The following is an 18160-nucleotide window of genomic DNA, read 5'->3' as shown; positions in this document are numbered from 1 at the left end:
ACGGGAGCTCATGATGCGCCGGATCGCCGTCCTCGACGCGCCGACAAACCTCGGCCTGCGACCGCCGACGTCCACCTCCGTGCCGGGCTGCGCCAAGGCGCCCGGCGCGCTGCGCGACCATGACCTGCTGGCTCGGCTGCGGGCCCGCGACGCCGGGTGCCTCACCCCACCCCGGTACGACCCCGGTGACTGGCGACCCGGGGACGGTGTGTGCCACGCACGGGAGATCGCCGACTACTCGCTCGCGCTCGCCGAACGGATCGGCTCGATCATCGACCGGGGCGAGTTCCCGGTGGTGCTGGGTGGCGACTGTTCCGTGCTGCTCGGTTCGGCGCTCGCCATGCATCGTCTCGGTGAGGCGGTCGGCGGGCGGATCGGGCTGGTCTTCGTCGACGGGCACTCCGACTTCCGGCACCCCGGCAACGCCTCCTATGTCGGCGCGGCCGCCGGTGAGGACCTGGCCCTGGTCACCGGGCGCGGGCAGGCCGACCTGGCCGCGTTGGAGGGCCGCCGGCCCTACTTCCGCGACATCGACGTGGTGGTGCTGGGCATCCGGGCGCAGGACGAGTACCGCCTCGACCTCCAGGCCGCCGGCATCACCACCCGCCCGGTCCCCGCGCTGCGCGCCGAGGGCGCCGCCCGGACCGCCCAGTGGGCACACGAGCAGCTCGCCGACTGTGCGGGCTACTGGGTGCACATCGACGTCGACGTTCTCGATCCTGCGGTGATGCCGGCCGTCGACGCCCCCGACCCGGGCGGCATCGCCTTCGCCGAGCTGGAGATCCTGCTCGCCGGCCTGGTCGACACACCACACTGCCTCGGCGTCGAACTGACCGTCTTCGACCCCGACTACGACCCGGACGGCTCGTACGCCGCCGAGATCGTCAACACCGTGGTCGCCGGTCTGGCCCCCGTCACCGCGCCGGAGGCGGTGCCACCGCGGCTGCTGTCGCCCCGGTCCACGCCCGCCGCGCGGCGGGCCACCGAGCGGACGACGGACGCCGCCCGGTTCGACCGTGCCGAGCGCCACGACGGGCCGGCCGGGCTCGATCGTGCGGCGGGCGTGCCGGGTTCTGCCGGCCTTGATCGCGGTACGCACACCGTCGCAGAGGCTGCCCGAATGGATGAGCTCGACGGCGAGGGCCTCGACGATGAGGACCTCTCCGGCGCAGACTCTCCCGGCCTCGACTCCTCCCGTGTTCCGGTGTCGAGGGGTGAGGCGGCCGACGAGATGGCGGCGGAGACCGAGCCACCCGTGATCCTCGACCGGTCCGCGTCCGAGCCGTCCGGGCTCGCGGCGCAGATCGCGGCCACGGTCGAGCGCGAACCGGTCGGCCCGCCCGCGTCGGCCGGCCCGGGTCTGCTGCGGCGTCCCTCCCCGCCGACCCAGCACGCACCCGAGGGGCAGCAGGCCGACACCGCCTGACCCACTCGCGGCCACCCGACCCGTGATCCGCCGGGTATCAGCGAAACCGGGGTGTCCGGACGGCTTGGACGCCCCGGTTACAACGACATCGAGTGGATCAAGGCGGTGATCGCCGGTCAGGAGGTGGGCAGGGCGCGGAGGAAGCGTTCGGCGACCGGGACGGCGGAGGCGGTGCTCGATCCTCCGTTCTCCACGAACACGGCGAACGCGACGTCGCCCCGCCAGCCCACGAACCAGGCGTGCGTGTGGGCCGGGTTGTTGTCGAACTCGGCGGTACCGGTCTTGCCGTACACCTCGCCGCCCGGAACGTCCTTGAGCGCACTGGCGGTGCCCGCGGTGATCACCTCGCGCATCATCGTGCGCAGCGCCGTGACCGACTCGGGCTTGAGCTGCTCGCCCTGCGGGGCCGGCTTGGCCGGCGCCGGGTCAACCAGCAGTTTCGGCTGCTCGAAGCGGCCCCGAGCGACGGCCGCCGTGGCACCGGCCATGGCCAGGGGGCTGACCAGCGTGGTGCCCTGGCCGAACGACGCGGCCGCCTGCTCGGCCGGGCTGCCGCCGGTGGACACCTTGCCGGTGAAGGCATCCACGCCGAGGTCCCACTGCCCCTCCAGCCCCAGGGACCGGCCGGCGGCGGCCAGCCCGTCGCCACCGAGCTTCGGCGCCAGCGAGGCGAAGGCCGTGTTGCAGGACTTCGCGAAGTCGGTGCGGAACGGCACGGAGCCCAACTCGAAGTTGTCCGAGTTCTTGAAGGACCGGCCGTCGACGGTGAAGGTCTTCTTGCACTCCACCCGGCCGTCCAGGCTGACCGCGCCCCGGTCCAGCAGGCCCAGCGCGCTCACCATCTTGAAGGTGGAGCCCGGCGGCACCTGCGCGGTGAAGGCGAGGTTTTCGCCGGCCGAGCCGGGGCCGTTCGCGGCGGCGAGCACCGCGCCGTCGCTGACCCGTACCGCGACCAGCGCGGCACGACGCGGCTCCGCGCGCAGTGCCCCGTCGGCCGCGTTCTGGGTGGTCACGTCCAGGGTGGTCTTCAGCGCCTGGCCCGGCTGCGGGTCGCGGCGGAACAACTCGGTGCCGGTGGGCGCCAGCTTGCCGTCCTCGGCGGGCCGCTCGACGACGACGGTCAGCCCGGGCGCGCCCCGCAACCGCTCGTCGTACCGGCCCTGCAGGCCGCCGTGCCCGACGAGGTCGCCGGCGACGTACCGGTCGGGGTGGGCGGCGAGGTCGTCCGCCTGCGCCTGGTCGACGCTGCCGAGCAGCGCGCGGGCGAACTCCCGCGTCGGCGCGAGGTCGAGCTTGTCGGAGATGAACTTGGTGCCGGGCAGGTCGTAGATGCGAGGCTTGACCTGCTTGTACGCGTCCTCGCGCAGAGTCACCACCTCGACGAAGGCGCCCGGATCCGACTCGGCGACCCGCTTGGGCAGGTCGGCCAGGTCGACGCCGGGGACCAGCGCCGGACGGATCACCTTGAAGGCCGCGTCGAGATCCTTGACCAGCTTCTTGATGTCGGTGACCTGGTTGGGCTGCACGCCCACCCGGACCACCGCACGTGGCGACACGATGGGCTTGCCCGCCGCGTCCAGCACAGCGGCCCGGGGCCCCGCGTCGCGGCGCAGCCCGAGCCGGTCGCCCTTGGTGAGCTGCTCGTGGAGCACCCGCGGCTCCCACATCACCTGCCACTGGTCGTCGTCGCCCTGGACGAGACGCAGCTCCCGGTCGTACGTCCAGTGGGTCTGACCCGGCAGCGACCAGTCCACCCGTACGGTGCTGGTCGCGATGTTCTTGGTGATCTTCGGCTCGCCCTGCCGGGTCAGGGTGGGCGGGGTGGCCGCCAGCTCGCCGGACAGCTCCTTGATCTCCTTGCTCACCTCGGCCGCCGGCACCTTGGCGCCGGTCGTGTCGACCATCGCGACCGCCTGGAGGTCGCCCTTGCGCCAGCCGGCGAGGAAGGCGTCGACGCTACCCTCCGGCCCGTCGTCGCCGGAGCACGCCGCGAGGAACCCCGCAGTGAGCAGGGACGCGGTGAGCGCGGCTATCCGCCGGGCGCGGTTCGGCCGGTGGGGGCGGGGGTAGGACAAGGTCATGAAGCGGTCCTTCCGATCTCGTACTGCCCTGCACGGTAGTACGCGAACGCTGTCCCCAACGTCCCGTGCAGCCCGCAACGTGCGGAAAGACGGACCGGGCCGGTGTGATGAACATCGCGCGTCGGGGTATCCCGCAACCGGCCAACCTCGGACCCGCAACGGGTGAAAGGACGAAGTCCCGATCCGGACGTCCGGCCGGTGGTCCGCCGACAAAGGCGGCGGACGTCACGCCTAGGCTGGACGGCAGAGTGACCCACAACGCGGTGGGTCGAGGGGAGTGGCACCGATGGACCGGCGTCCGGCGATCAAACCGGAACCCGACCTCCGACCGGATGACTCCGGGCGGGACGACGACAGCTTTGATTCGGCGACCGACGGGGACGGCTACGGCCGGCTCGACACCGGCGTCACAGGGCTGACCGGGTCGAGCATCGACACCATCTACGATCTGGGTCTGCCGACCGAGGCATTGACCGACGACGTGGAGGACGCCGAGCTCGACGAACCCGTACCCAACGCGGAGCGGTTGGTGGCCCAGGCCGTCGCGCTCGCCGGCGACGACCACGACGCGGCGACCCTGGTCGGTCGCTTCTGGCGGTTCGCACCGGACGAGGAGCTGGTCGGCTTCACGGCGGAGGAGATGCTCGACGCGGCCCGGGCGCACCGGGACCTCGCGCAGCAGCGGGTGCCCGGCGAGTTGAAGCTACGCATCCACGAGCCGCACGCCGACCAGCACCACACCGTCGTCGAGATCGTCACCGACGACATGCCGTTCCTCGTCGACTCGGTGACCGCGCTGCTCAACTCGTACCACCTGGACGTACACCTGCTGGTGCACCCGCTGGTGGTGGTCCGGCGCGAGCCGCTGGGTCGCCTCACCGAGGTGTCGGCGGACGTGGAGCCGGACGACGCGATCGCCGGTGACATCGTCGAGAGCTGGATGCGGATCGAGATCGACCCGGTCCGGGACGCGGCCGAGCGGGACCGGTTGCGGCGTGAGCTGCAACGGGTGCTCACCGACGTACGGGAGGCCGTGGAGGACTGGCCAAAGATGCGTCAGCGTGCCCTCGCGCTCGCCGACGAGCTGGCCTCGGCCCGGACCTCGGACAACCGCCCGCCCGTGCCGGAGAAGGACATCACCGACTCGGTGGAGCTGCTGCGCTGGCTCGCGCACGACCACTTCACGTTCCTCGGCTACCGGGAGTACCGCCTGGTCGACGCCCCGGACGGAAACCCCGCGGACCCGGTGGACGGCAAGGCCCTCGAAGCGGTGCTCGGCACCGGGCTGGGCATCCTGCGCTCGGACTCCCCGGACGCCCGGTCGCTGGCGTCGATGACGCCGGAGGCGCACGAGAAGGTGCTGGAGAAGCGCCTCCTCATCATCACCAAGGCCAACTCGCGGGCCACCGTGCACCGTTCGGCGTACCTGGACTACATCGGCTTCAAGATCTTCGACGAGGCCGGCGAGGTCATCGGCGAGCGGCGTTTCCTGGGGCTGTTCTCCACCGCCGCGTACCGGACCAGTGTCCGGGAGCTGCCGGTGGTGCGTCGTAAGGTCGCCGAGGTGCTCGACCGCTCCGGCCTGAGCCGGCGCAGCCACTCCGGCAAGGACCTGCTCCAGATCCTGGAGACCTACCCGCGCGACGAGCTGTTCCAGATCAAGACCGACGACCTGTACCACGCGGTGATCGGCGTGCTGCGGATGGCGGGTCGCCGGCAGCTGCGGGTGTTCCTGCGCCGCGACGCGTACGGGCGGTTCATCTCCTGCCTCATCTACCTGCCCCGGGACCGGTTCACCACCCAGAACCGGCTGCGCATGCAGGACATCCTGCTGCGCGAGCTGAACGGTGTCGGGGTGGACTACACCACCCGGGTCACCGAGTCGATGCTCGCCCGGATCCACTTCATCGTCCGCACCGACCCGACCCGGCCGCCCGGCGAGATCGACGCCGACCTGCTGGCCGAGGAGCTGGCCGACGCCACCCGGCTCTGGGACGACGACTACCGGCTGGTGCTGGAGCGCAAGCTCGGCGACGAGCAGGCCAAGCATCTGTTCACCCGGTACGCCGACGCGTTTCCGGAGGGTTACAAGGACGGGCACACGCCGTACGAGGCGATGAAGGACCTGGCCAAGCTCGAGCTGCTGGAGGAGCCCGGCCAGCTCGAGATGCACCTGTTCCGCAAGCAGCTCGCGCCCCGACCGGGGACCCGCGTGCCGGGCGCCGACCTGACCGACGAGATGAACGTGCGGTTCAAGGTCTACCGGTACGGGGAGCCGATGATGCTCTCCGCCGTGCTGCCCGTGCTGCACTCGCTCGGCGTACGCGTGGTCGACGAGCACCCGTACGAGGTGGACCGGATCGACGGTCGGGTCTACCTGTACGACTTCGGCCTGATGCTGCCCGAGGGGCACCACGAGCTGGCTGAGGTCCGCCCGCACGTGGAGAACGCGTTCGCGGCCGCCTGGCGCGGCGAGGCCGAGGTGGACCGGTTCAACGAGCTGGTGCTGCGCGCCGGACTGACCTGGCGGCAGGTGGTGGTGCTGCGGGCGTACGCGAAGTACCTGCGGCAGGCCGGCACGGTCTTCTCGCAGGACTACATGGAGCAGACCTTCATCGCGTACCCGAAGCTCGCCAGCCTGTTGGTGGAGCTGTTCGAGACGCGGTTCGCGCCGGGCGAGCTGAGCGCCGAGCAGCGGCAGCAGCGCAGCGGCGAGTTGGTGGAGACGATCCGGGGCGCGCTGGACGACGTGGCCAGCCTCGACCAGGACCGGATCCTGCGCTCGTACCTGACGCTGATCGAGGCGACCCTGCGGACCAGCTTCTACCAGAAGCCGGTCGGTGGGCGGCCGAAGGCGTACGTGGCGTTCAAGCTGGACCCGCAGGCCATCCCGGACCTGCCGGCGCCCCGGCCGAAGTTCGAGATCTTCGTGTACTCGCCTCGGTTCGAGGGCGTACACCTGCGGTTCGGGCCGGTGGCCCGGGGCGGGTTGCGCTGGTCCGACCGTCGGGAAGACTTCCGGACCGAGGTGCTGGGCCTGGTCAAGGCGCAGATGGTGAAGAACACGGTGATCGTGCCGGTGGGCGCCAAGGGCGGCTTCGTGCTGAAGCAGAAGCCGGGGGACCGGGACGAGGCGGTCGCCTGCTACCAGGAGTTCGTCGGCGCGATGCTGGACGTCACCGACAACATCGTCAGCGGGCAGATCGTGCCGCCCGAGGACGTGGTCCGGCACGACGGTGACGACCCGTACCTGGTGGTCGCGGCGGACAAGGGCACGGCGACGTTCTCGGACATCGCCAACGAGATCTCGCTGGCGCACAACTTCTGGATGGGCGACGCGTTCGCCTCCGGCGGTTCGGCCGGGTACGACCACAAGAAGATGGGCATCACCGCACGAGGCGCCTGGGAGTCCGTGAAGCGGCACTTCCGGGAGCTGGGCCTGGACACCCAGACCCAGGACTTCACGGTGGTGGGCGTCGGCGACATGTCCGGCGACGTGTTCGGCAACGGGATGCTGCTCTCCGAGCACATCCGGCTGGTGGCCGCTTTCGACCACCGGCACATCTTCCTGGACCCCGACCCGGACGCCGCCACCTCGTACGCGGAGCGTCGGCGGATCTTCGACCTGCCCCGCTCCTCCTGGGAGGACTACAACCCGGAGCTGATCTCGGCCGGGGGCGGCATCTTCCCGCGTACCGCCAAGTCGATCCCGATCACGCCGCAGGTCCGGGCGGCGATCGGCCTCGACGACGGCGTCACGCAGATGTCGCCGCAGGAGCTGATGAAGGCGATCGTCACCGCTCCGGTGGACCTGTTCTGGAACGGCGGCATCGGCACGTACGTCAAGGCCTCCACCCAGACCAACGCCGAGGTGGGCGACAAGTCCAACGACGCGATCCGGGTGGACGGGCGCAGCCTGCGCTGCCGGGTGGCGGGCGAGGGCGGCAACCTGGGCTGGACGCAGCTCGGCCGGATCGAGTACGCGTTGACCGGTGGTCGGATCTACACCGACTTCATCGACAACGCGGCGGGTGTGGACACCTCCGACCACGAGGTGAACATCAAGATCCTGCTGAACACCGCGGTGGCCGACGGTGAGCTGACCACGGCCGAGCGGGACGAGCTGCTGGCCGGCATGACCGACGAGGTCGCCGACCTGGTGCTGCGCGACAACTACGACCAGGCTCGGGCGATCAACAACGCCCAGGCGCAGGCGGCGTCGCTGCTCCCGGTGCACCGCCGGATGATCAACGAGTTGGAGCGGTCCGGCGCGTTGGACCGGTCGCTGGAGGCGCTGCCGCCGGACGAGGAGCTGGCGGTACGCAGCGAGTCCGGGCTGACCGCGCCGGAGTTCGCCGTGCTGCTCGCGTACGTGAAGATCGTCCTTGAGCGGGAGATCCTCACCGACGGGTTGGCCGACGAGGAGTGGACGTCCGAGGTCCTCGTCAACTACTTCCCGACGCCGATGCGTGAGCGGTTCGCCGATCGGATGGGCCGGCACCGGCTGCGGCGCGACATCGTCACCACCGTGCTCGTCAACGAGGCGATCAACCGGGGCGGTATCTCGTTCGTCTTCCGGGTCGTCGAGGAGACCGCAGCCAGCGCCGCCGACGTGATCCGGGCGTACGTGGTGGTCCGCGAGGTGTTCGGGCTGCGTGACCTCTGGGACGCGGTGGAGGCGCTGGACAACAAGGTCTCGCCGGAGTTGCAGACCAGCGTCTACCTGGACACCCGTCGGCTGCTCGACCGGGCCGTGCGCTGGCTGGTCACCAACCGGCGCTCGCCGATCGACGTGCCCGCCGAGATCGCCCGCCTGCGGGACGGCGTGGCCCGCCTGCTGCCGGGTATGGAGGAGCTGTTCTACGGCAGCGAGCGGCAGGGCATCGTGGCGCACATCGACTCGATGACCGAGCGTGGGCTGCCCCGCGAGCTGGCCGAGCAGGCGACCCGCCTGATGTACAGCTTCGGCCTGCTGGACGTGGTGGAGACCGCGACCCGCAGCGGACGGGACGTCGGCGAGGTGGCTTCGGTCTACTTCGTGCTCTCCGACCTGTTCCGGGTGGACTCGCTGCTGTCGAAGATCTCCCTGCTGCCGCGGGAGGACCGTTGGCAGACCCTCGCGCGGATGGCGCTGCGCTACGACCTGTACGCCGCGTTGGCCGCGCTCACCGCGGAGGTCCTCGACTCCACCGGAGACGAGTTGCCGCCGCACGAGCGGGTGCAGCAGTGGGAGCAGTCCAACGCCACGTCGATCCACCGGGCCCAGCGGGCGATGGGGGAGTTCGACGAGTCGCGGGCGGACCTCGCCGCCCTGTCCGTGCTGCTGCGCCAGATCCGCACCCTGGTGCGGACCTCCGCCGCCGCCTGAGTCGCAACGCCGAACGCGGTCCGGCCGGTCGGGTCACCCCGACCGGCCGGACCGATTCTCGGGTACGTCCAGCTCACGCCGCCAACGTGGCGAAGACGACCACGTTGTCGGGGTAGCTGCGCACGGTCTCGTCGAACTGACCGCCGCACGTCACCACCCGCAGGCCGGGCCGGTCGTTCGGCCCGTACACCAGCTCGGTGGGGAAGGACGTCTTCGGGTACGACTTCACCGAGTCGACCCGGAACGTCGCCGGCTGACCGTCCGCCCGTTGGACGGTGATCGTGTCACCCGGCACGAGCGAGCCGAGGTCGAAGAAGACGGCCGGGCCGAGCTTCGCCGAGTCGACGTGCCCGACGATGACCGCGTTACCGGTCTCACCGGGGCTCGCGCCGGGCTCGTACCAGCCGGCCTGGTCGGCCTGCTCCAGCGGGGGGACCTGGACCGTGCCGTCCGGGTTGGTGCCCAGCGACATGACCGTCGCGTGGACACCGATCCGGGGGATCTCGATGGTGGTCGGGGCGGAACGGGTGAGACCGGTCGGCGCGGCTTCTCCGTCGAACGGTGGGACTCCGCTGTCGGGGACCGCCGATCCGGTGGCCTCGGGACCGGCCTGGGCCAGCGGCTGTGGGGGTCGGGGAGCGGGCGTGGTCTTCAACGAGGCGCCGATCATGCCGGCGCCGATCATGGCGAGGGTGACGACGACGGCCGCGCCGGCGGCACGCCACGGTCTCCCGTGACGGCCGCCGGCCCGTGTCGCCGTCACGTCAGGCGAGCGAACCATCGGTCCGCCGACGACGCATCAGCACGATCCCGCCGAGCGCGGCAGCGCCGAGCAGGCTCGCGCCACCGGTGGCCAGACCACGGTCGGTGCCGGTGCTGACGCCGCCGTCACCACCGTCGACCCCGCCGTGGGGCAGGACGACCAGTTCGCCCTCGCCGCACGAGCCCTTGAGCTCGTAGCGACCCGGCTTGGCGTCCTCGTCGACCTTGGCCTCGCCGTAGTAGACGAACTCACGCTCGTCGTCCCGGCCGCCCTTGTCCCAGCCCTTGTCGGAGCCGTACTCGTCGTCGGAGCCGTAGTCGCGGTCCTCGGACTCGTGGCCCTTGGACTCCCAGCCCTTGTCCGAGCCGTACTCGTCGTCGGAGCCGTAGTCGCGGTCCTCGGACTCGTGGCCCTTGGACTCCCAGCCCTTGTCCGAGCCGTACTCGTCGTCGGAGCCGTACTCGTGGCCCTCGGAGCCGTGGCCCTTGGACTCCCAGCCCTTGTCCGAGCCGTACTCGTCGTCGGAGCCGTACTCGTGGCCCTCGGAGCCGTGGCCCTTGGACTCCCAGCCCTTGTCCGAGCCGTACTCGTCATCCGAGCCGTACTCGCGGTCCTTGGACTCCCAGTCCTTCTTGCCTTCGTCCTTGGACTCCCAGTCCTTCTTGTCCTGGTCGTCCCGGCCCTCCTGGCCGTGCTCCTCGCCCTTCCAGTCCTTGCTGTCCTCGGCCTCGTCCTCGTAGGCGTCGGCGGCCGCGCCGCCGCCCTGGCCGCCGGGCTGGGCGTCGTCCTTGCCCTCGTCGCCCTTGCCTTCGTGGTCCTTGCCCTTGTCGTCCTTGCCCTTGTCGTCCTTGCCGTGCTCGTCCTTGCCGTGCTCGTCCTTGCCCTTGTCGTCCTTGCCTTCGTGGTCCTTGCCGTTGTCGTCCTTGCCATGCTCGTCCTTGCCCTTGTCGTCGTGGCCGGAGGAGTCCTCCTCCTCGCTCCACTCGCCGCGGTCCTCGCCCCGGTCGTCCCGCGCCGGCTTGAGCTTGACCTTGCCGGTGACCTTGGACCACACGTACGCGTGCTCCTGGCGATCCGGGCAGATCTCGAGGAGCTTGACCTCGTCGCCGGCCTTCACGATGTGCGGCTTGGCGTAGACCTTGCCGTCCTCGTCGTGGTGACCGTCAGCGAACGCGATCCCCGGCGTGAACACCAGGAGCGACGCGCCACCGAGGGCGGCGCCCGCAACGACCTTCCCGAGCATCTTCTTAGCCATGACCTGCGTCACTCCATCCCTGTTGTCCTGAGCCCGGCGACAACCGAGCTAAGACCGACGTTAGACCTTTTCATGACTTATGAAGTGAAAGATTCGCGTTTTGACCTTTGCTGGTGGTAAGAGGTGAAGGAGTGGTACGCGGCTTTCTCTGCCCACCGTGCCGCCTCGGGCGCTCACCGACCGGCCGGGTCGGTCGAGGCATTCCCGACCCGTCGCGCGTTACCCGACGCGCTCGACCGGTAACGGACGGCTGGTGCCGCACGCGTCGCTCGGGGGTATCGTCCGGGTCAGGGGCGACCGCGCATCGAGCCATTGCCATGGAAGCGCTCCCATGCAAGAATCGGCGCACGCGGTTCGGGGGAGCCACACCGCGTAGGCAGGGCGTCGAGGGCATCCGGTTTCACCGGACGACAGCCGGCCGCCGATCGGCCGGCCGCGCGCTGGCCAATCACCACCAACCACCACCGCCCGTCCGGGTCGGGCACCCCCCAAAGAATCCCGTGGCGCCGGAGGCCGTCCGTGCAGGACGCCCGCCGGGCCGTCTCGCCGGGCCGTACGTGAGGCCCGGTCTCGCCCAAGGAGATCAGTGGCATGAATGTGTGGAGAAGGCTGTCCGGCCCACGCCGGACCCTCGCGCTCGCCGGCGCGGGCGTTCTGGTCGCCGGCGGGCTGGTGACAATCCCGGTCACCGCGGCGCAGGCCGCGACGCAGTGCGACATCGCGTACACGACCAATGACTGGCAGGGCGGCTTCACCGCCAACATCACCATCAAGAACCTCGGCGACCCGGTCAACGGCTGGACGCTCGGCTGGACCTTCCCCAACTCCAGCCAGCGGGTGCAGCAGGGCTGGTCGGCCACGTACACCCAGTCCGGCAGCCAGGTCACCGCGCGCAGCATGTCGTACAACGGCACCCTCGCGACCGGCGCGTCGACGACCCTCGGCTTCAACGGCGCGTGGAGCGGCAGCAACCCGAAGCCGACCTCGTTCACCCTGAACGGCGTGGTCTGCAACGGTGGCACCGGTAACCCGACCACCCCGCCGCCCACCACTCCGCCGCCGACCACGCCCCCGCCGACCACGCCTCCTCCCACCACGCCTCCGCCCACCACGGGACCGCCGCCGACCACCCCGCCCCCCGGGGTGAAGGTCGACAACCCGTACGTCGGTGTGCCCGGGTATGTGAACCCGGAGTGGAAGGCCAAGGCGGACGCCGAGCCCGGCGGTAGCCGCGTCTCGAACAACCCCACCGCCGTCTGGCTGGACCGGATCGCCGCGATCAACGGCACGCCGAACAGCAGCTCCAACGGCGCCTTCGGGGTGAAGGACCACCTGGACGAGGCGCTGCGCCAGGGCGCGGGCTACATCCAGTTCGTCATCTACAACCTGCCCGGCCGGGACTGCTCCGCGCTCGCCTCGAACGGTGAGCTGGGCCCGGACGAGCTGCCCCGGTACAAGTCCGAGTACATCGACCCGATCGCCGCGATCCAGAGCGACTCGAAGTACCGGAACATCCGGATCATCAACATCATCGAGATCGACTCGCTGCCGAACCTGGTGACCAACACCTCCGGCCAGGCCGGCGGCACGGTCATGTGTGACACGGTCAAGGCCAACGGCGCGTACGTCAACGGTGTCGGCTACGCCCTGGCCAAGCTGGGCGCGATCGGCAACGTCTACAACTACATCGACGCCGGGCACCACGGCTGGCTCGGTTGGGACAGCAACTTCGGCCCGTCCGCCGAGATCCTGAAGACCGCCGCTGTCGCCTCCGGCAGCACGGTCAACAACGTGCACGGCTTCATCACCAACACCGCGAACTACTCGGCCCTCACGGAGCCGTACTTCAAGGTCACCGACAACGTCAACGGCCAGACGGTGCGGCAGTCCAAGTGGATCGACTGGAACTACTACGTCGACGAGCTGTCCTTCGCCCAGGCGTTCCGGACCAAGCTGGTGTCGTTGGGCTTCAACTCCAACATCGGCATGCTGATCGACACGTCCCGCAACGGCTGGGGCGGCGCCAACCGGCCCACCGGCCCGGGCGCGACGACCAGCGTCGACACGTACGTCAACGGTGGTCGGGTCGACCGCCGGTACCACGCTGGCAACTGGTGCAACCAGGCCGGCGCGGGTCTCGGCGAGCGGCCGCGGGCGAACCCGGCGACGGGCATCGACGCCTACGTCTGGGTGAAGCCTCCGGGCGAGTCGGACGGTTCCAGCTCGGAGATCCCGAACAACGAGGGCAAGGGCTTCGACCGGATGTGCGACCCGACGTACGGCGGTAACGCCCGCAACGGCAACAACCCGACCGGAGCGCTGGGGAACGCGCCGATCTCCGGAGCGTGGTTCTCCGCTCAGTTCCGCGAGCTGATGCAGAACGCCTACCCGGCGCTCTGATCGGGTAGCTCACGCGCCAACCCGCCTCCGGCAGTAGGTGAGGCACTGCCGGGGGCAGGTTTCCCCGGGGTCCCCGGTCCGACCATCACGGTCGGGCCGGGGACCCCCCTTTTCGCGTCTGTCCGGGATCAGGGCACCGTGCGCTCGATCGCCGCCCGGCCGTGTTCGGCCAGGTCGCGGCGTGCCTTGTCCAGGTTCTCCGGCGTCAGGTCCTGCCCACGGGCCATCACCAGGTCCTCCGGCTCCCAGGGCTGCTCCGCCCCGGTACGGATGTTGTCGCCGCCCGCGCCGGTACCCGTCCCGGTCGCGCCGGTTCCGGCGCCGTACGGGTCGCCGATCAGGTCGTCGGTGTCCGGGGCGAGGTCCGGTTGCCGCTCGCGGGGTTCCGTGAAGGTCGGGGTATCGCGGTCGGGGCCGCCCCCGGTCCGCAGCTCCGGGACGGTGCTGTCGTCGTCCACCGCAGCGGCCGTCTGCGGGCTCTCCTCCAGCGGTCGGCGGTCGCGATCGGTCATGGTGCTGCCTCCTGTGTCCGACACGGTGCCTGATCCCCGTCGCGTACCCCGTGGGCGGGTGCCCATGCACGGCGCCGGCGGCGTCCCGGTGGACGGCACCGGCGGCGGACCGGGGTTCAGTGACCGGACTGCGACTCGTTCGCCGCGGGCGCCTCCGCCGGCCGCAGCCACTGCCAGAGCAGCATGACCAGCCCGAAGGCGAGCATCACCAGGCCGGCCCACAGGTTGATGCGGACGCCCTCGGCCTTGTCGATCTCGGCTCGGCTGTCGAAGATGCCGATAAGCGTCACGATGATCCCGTACGCCACGAAGAGCCCACCGATCACCCGACGGATGTCGAACAGACGGGCGGCGGCGGAACGACGCTCCTCTGCCTGTGTCTCGTCGATCAGCGGGTCCTGTGCCGGCTGGCCGTCGTTGCTCATCTGCCGACTCCTTTCCTAGAAGACCGGGATGTAGAAGAGGGCGGCCAGCGCGACCGCGATCAGGCCCAACAGCACCGGGGAGCGGTACCAGACGGCGTCCCCGGTGAGCACGTCGCCCTTCAGGTCGACGCCGCCCATCCCGTAGACCAGCCCGCGCAACTCCTCGTCGCGCTTGGGCGCGGTGAGCGGGGTGAGGATGGCGGCGACGATCGCCACGGTGACGAACGCGATGCCGGCGCCCCAGAAGCTCTCCTCCAGGTCGGAGTTGAAGTCGATCGCGCCGCCCTTGTAGAGCAGGTACGTCGCCAGCGACGCCAGGGTGCCGAGCAGCAGCGACCAGAAGCCCGCGAGCGCGCTCATCCGCTTCCAGAACATGCCGATGATGAAGGTGGCGAACAGCGGCGCGTTGAACAGGGAGAACAGCGCCTGGATGTAGTTCATGATGTTGCTGAATCCGGAGGCGATGAACGCCGTTCCGATGCCGATCACCACGGCCCCGACGGTCGCCCACCGACCGATCCGCAGGTAGTACTCGTCGGACCGGCCGCGGCGGACGTACGCCTGCCAGATGTCGTAGGTGAAGACGGTGTTGAAGCCGCTCACGTTGGCCGCCATGCCGGCCATGAACGACGCGAGCAGGCCGGTGACGGCCACCCCGAGCACCCCGTTGGGCAGCAGGTCCCGCATCAGCAGCGGGATGGCGTTGTTGAACTGCAGGTCGCCGCTCTCCGCGCCGAGCCCCTTCACCGTCACGAGCGCCACCAGACCGGGAATGATCGTGACGAGCGGGATGAAGAGCTTCGGGTACGCGGCGATGATGGGCGTACGTCGGGCCGCGCTCATGTTCTTGGCCGACAGGGCGCGCTGCACCTCGGCGAAGTTCGTCGTCCAGTAGCCGAACGAGAGCACGAAGCCCAGGCCGAAGACGATGCCGATCCACTGCGCGCCGAGGGGGTTGTCGGTGCCGCCGGTGTCCTGCCAGGCGTGCAGACCCGCCTCGCCGAGCTTCGAGTCGCGGACCGCGTCCATCAGCCCGCTCACGCCGCCGACCTTGACCAGACCGATCACGGTGACCGGGATGAGGCCGGCCAGGATGACGAAGAACTGGAGCACCTCGTTGTAGATGGCCCCGGAGAGACCACCGATGGTGATGTACGCCAGCACGATCGCCGCCCCGACCACGATCGCCGTCCAGAGCGGCCAGCCGAGCAGCGCCTGCATGACGAGGGCCAGCGCGTAGAGGTTCACACCGGCGATCAGCACCTGGGCGACGGCGAAGCTGAGCGCGTTCAGCAGATGGGTGGGTCGGTTGAAGCGCAACCGCAGGTACTCGGGGACGCTGCGGACCTTGGAGCCGTAGTAGAACGGCATCATCACGATGCCGAGGAAGACCATCGCCGGCACCGCGCCGATCCAGTAGTAGTGGACCGTCATGACGCCGTACTGGGCCCCGTTGGCCGCCATGCCGATGATCTCCAGCGCCCCGAGGTTCGCCGAGACGAAGGCGAGGCCGGTCACCCAGGCCGGCAGTGAGCGGCCGGAGAGGAAGAAGTCGACGCTGGTCCGGATCGCCCGGCGGGCGGCGAAGCCGACTCCGAGGACGGTGACGAAGTACAGCGCGAGGATGAGGTAGTCCAGCCCGTTCATGTTGAGCCGGAGACCGCCGCCGTCCATCTCGTCACCCCTCGTCCGACGTTGGCACCGCAATCGATGCGCGCGCCCTATTACCCCGTAGGCGGACCTTTACGCCTGCCTGTCTGGTCCGTGGGGTTCCGGCTCTTCCGAGCGGCGTCGGTGCGATGCCTCGGTGTGGCCCCTTTGCTCTGCTTCAACCGAGGAAACAGCCCGCGTCCGGTATCCGTACACCGGGTGTTGCCTGGGGTGAAGCAGAGCAAAGGGCGACCGGCAACTAGCCGGCCCGGCCGGCCTGGGACACGAAACGGGGCGCCCGGCCGGTGTCGGCCGAGCGCCCCGCGTTCGGTCGGTCAGCGACCCAGGACGCGGTCCAGGAAGTCCCGGTAGTTGCGGACCGCCATCCGCAGCTGCTCGGTGTCCGCGGAGCCGGAGTCCTGCCAGCCGCCCAGCGTGTTCTTCTGCGCCGCGAGCGCCGAGGCGAGTGCCTGGATGGCCTCCTCGACCAGGGCCTGCGCCTCGCCGGCCGCGGCGTGCGGATCGTCGACGAACCGCAGTTGCACGTCCCGCCAGCGGTCCCGGAAACCCTGTGCGGTGTCTCCGTCAAGGAGCGTGGCCGCGTCGGAGGCGACGGTCGAACCGGCGGGCCGCGACGTGCCGGCCGACTCCAGCGAGGTGCCGACGCCCTCGGTGGCGACCGGTTCGGCGTCCGCGTCCGGGTCCACCATCTCCGGGGAGGCGCTGCCGTAGCCGGCCGCGCCCGCCGTCGCCGCGTCCGGATCGCCCGCCCAGTCGGTCAGGTCGCTCCGGCGCTCCGGCCCGCCCTCCGTGCTTCCCGGCACGACGACGGTTCGCGCGGCGTCGGTCCGGTCGCGTCGGTCGTCGACATCCAGGTCCGCAGCCGCGTCAGCGTCCGTCGTCGTGTCCCCGTCGGTCTCCGCGAAGTCGTCGCGGCGGTGCAGCTCTGCGGTCGGGTCGGCACGCAGGCCCTCCCGCTCGCCGTCCTCGGCTCCGTCGCCCGGCGCGGCCGTCCGCTCGGCCCGCGGGTCGGGCTGGTCCTCCGGGCGCGGGCTGGCCAGGGCGGACGCGGCCACCGCGTCGGCGACCGTGGTCGCGCCGAACGCCGTCGGCAGCGGACCCGGCTCGTGGAAGTCACCCTCGTCGTCGGCCCGGTTCCGCCGGTCGGTGTCGTCGATCCGGTCGTCGTCGACCCGGTCGTGCGGGACGTCCGGATCGGTGCCGTTGACCCGCTCGTGGTCGGTGGTCGGGGCGTCGTCGGTGTCCCGTTCGTCGCCGACGGTCGGATCGTCGAAGGTGCCGCGGTCGTCCAGGGCGTCCTCGGGTACGTCCGAGTGGGCGGCCCGGTCGCGGGTCGGCGGGACCGGCACCGGCGCGGACCGGACGGCCTCCGGGTGGTCGTTGCTCACCTGCTGCTCTTCGTGGCGCATCGGTGGCCTCCTCAGCGGCTCGTGGCGTCGTGCGGAGTGTCCGGGTGGGAACGGTGTTCGGGCGCGCGCTGACCGACGGGCTCCTCGCCGAGCAGGTCGGCGAAGAGGGCCCGGTAGTGCACGACCGCCTGACGCAGTTCCTCGGTGGTCGCCTCACCCCGCGAGTTGCGCAGGTGGATCTCGTGTGCGTCCCGGTAGTTGGTGAGGGTGCGGGCGTGCTCGACGGAGAGGTGGGCGATCTGGTCGGAGAAGTCACCGGTCGGGTAGCCCTGCTCCTCGATGAGCCGGGTGACCAGTTCGTCCGCGTCGCCCACGGTCTCGCCTGGCGAGTCGATGAAGCGGATCTGGAGCTCTTCCCAGGCTGCGGCGTAACGCGCCCGCGACTCCGGGCTGAGCGGGGTGAGCGTGAGCTCGGCGTGCCGGCGCTCCCGGTCGCGTAGCTCACGCTCCGCGGCGGACCGGCTCTCCTGCTCCTGCACCACCCGGTCGTACTCCGGTCCGAACCGGCTGCGCAGCGCGCGGCGCCGACCGGCCGTCCGCGCGACCACGGCGATCGCCGCGATGATCACCAGCACGACGAGCACGATGACGATTATCTGCGTGGGCGACATGGGCTCCTCCTTCGTCATCTGGTATTCCCTCCGCGCACTGATCGCCAATCCCGATCCGGAGGACTTTCCTCGCCGATCGCGGTTCGGCGTCCCCGCAGCTGACAAAAACCTGACTCATTCCAGATAGCCCGCGTGGGTGGACTGGTCCCCGTCGTACGGCATCGCCGGCAACGTCTGATCCGTTCCCGCCCTGCACCGGCGGCCGGAGGAGCACTGCGGCGGGATGCGCGGCCTGGGAG

General features: G+C 70.6%; 10 protein-coding genes and 1 pseudogene. 3 read left to right on the top strand and 8 right to left on the bottom strand.

All coding sequences use genetic code 11. From position 1 onward, the window contains the following. Positions 1–10: 10 nt before the first annotated feature. Positions 11–991: pseudogene (locus ACQPZK_RS25815) on the top strand (arginase family protein); the annotation flags it as partial. A 551-nt stretch (positions 992–1542) separates the two neighbouring features. On the opposite strand, the gene ACQPZK_RS25810 reads toward ACQPZK_RS25815, so the two are convergent. Further along, positions 1543–3507: a penicillin-binding transpeptidase domain-containing protein gene (locus tag ACQPZK_RS25810; protein ID WP_433535428.1), complete on the bottom strand. Its 1965-nt coding sequence runs from the start codon at positions 3505–3507 to the stop codon at positions 1543–1545. Between the two features lie 286 nt (positions 3508–3793). On the opposite strand from ACQPZK_RS25810, the gene ACQPZK_RS25805 reads away from it, so the two are divergent. Beyond that, positions 3794–8875, top strand: a complete 5082-nt coding sequence (locus tag ACQPZK_RS25805; RefSeq protein WP_433535427.1) for an NAD-glutamate dehydrogenase — start codon at positions 3794–3796, stop codon at positions 8873–8875. A gap of 73 nt (positions 8876–8948) precedes the next feature. On the opposite strand, the gene ACQPZK_RS25800 is transcribed toward ACQPZK_RS25805, so the two are convergent. Together ACQPZK_RS25800 and ACQPZK_RS25795 are read right to left on the bottom strand one after the other, a co-directional pair. Then, positions 8949–9638 carry a class F sortase gene (locus ACQPZK_RS25800; protein ID WP_433535426.1) on the bottom strand — a complete coding sequence of 230 codons (690 nt, stop codon included), beginning with the start codon at positions 9636–9638 and terminating at the stop codon, positions 8949–8951. A 1-nt stretch (position 9639) separates the two neighbouring features. Next, entirely contained in the window at positions 9640–10893 is a 1254-nt protein-coding gene (locus ACQPZK_RS25795) for a hypothetical protein (protein ID WP_433535425.1), read from the bottom strand. Between the two features lie 591 nt (positions 10894–11484). Between ACQPZK_RS25795 and ACQPZK_RS25790 the strand changes: the two genes are divergently transcribed. Then, positions 11485–13293 (top strand): glycoside hydrolase family 6 protein, encoded by a 1809-nt coding sequence (locus ACQPZK_RS25790; protein WP_433535424.1) that lies wholly within the window; start codon positions 11485–11487, stop codon positions 13291–13293. Positions 13294–13421: 128 nt separating this feature from the next. Here the strand turns inward: ACQPZK_RS25790 and ACQPZK_RS25785 are convergent, their stop codons facing one another. The 5 genes from ACQPZK_RS25785 to ACQPZK_RS25765 form a co-directional block, all read right to left on the bottom strand. Further along, entirely contained in the window at positions 13422–13805 is a 384-nt protein-coding gene (locus ACQPZK_RS25785; RefSeq protein WP_433535423.1) for a hypothetical protein, read from the bottom strand. Between the two features lie 116 nt (positions 13806–13921). Next, on the bottom strand, positions 13922–14230 hold the full coding sequence (locus ACQPZK_RS25780) for a hypothetical protein (RefSeq protein WP_433535422.1): 309 nt from the start codon (positions 14228–14230) through the stop codon (positions 13922–13924). Positions 14231–14245: 15 nt separating this feature from the next. Next, positions 14246–15904 (bottom strand): sodium:solute symporter family protein, encoded by a 1659-nt coding sequence (locus tag ACQPZK_RS25775; protein ID WP_433535421.1) that lies wholly within the window; start codon positions 15902–15904, stop codon positions 14246–14248. Between the two features lie 311 nt (positions 15905–16215). Next, the gene (locus ACQPZK_RS25770) at positions 16216–17310 is read right to left on the bottom strand and encodes a hypothetical protein (protein ID WP_433535420.1); all 1095 of its coding nucleotides are present in this window, start codon (positions 17308–17310) and stop codon (positions 16216–16218) included. 11 nt (positions 17311–17321) lie between these two features. After that, positions 17322–17921 (bottom strand): hypothetical protein, encoded by a 600-nt coding sequence (locus tag ACQPZK_RS25765; RefSeq protein WP_433539318.1) that lies wholly within the window; start codon positions 17919–17921, stop codon positions 17322–17324. Positions 17922–18160 lie beyond the last annotated feature (239 nt).

It is taken from the genome of Micromonospora sp. CA-249363 (assembly GCF_050950185.1).
Taxonomy (GTDB): domain Bacteria; phylum Actinomycetota; class Actinomycetes; order Mycobacteriales; family Micromonosporaceae; genus Micromonospora.
This window is presented reverse-complemented; position numbering and strand designations above follow the sequence as displayed.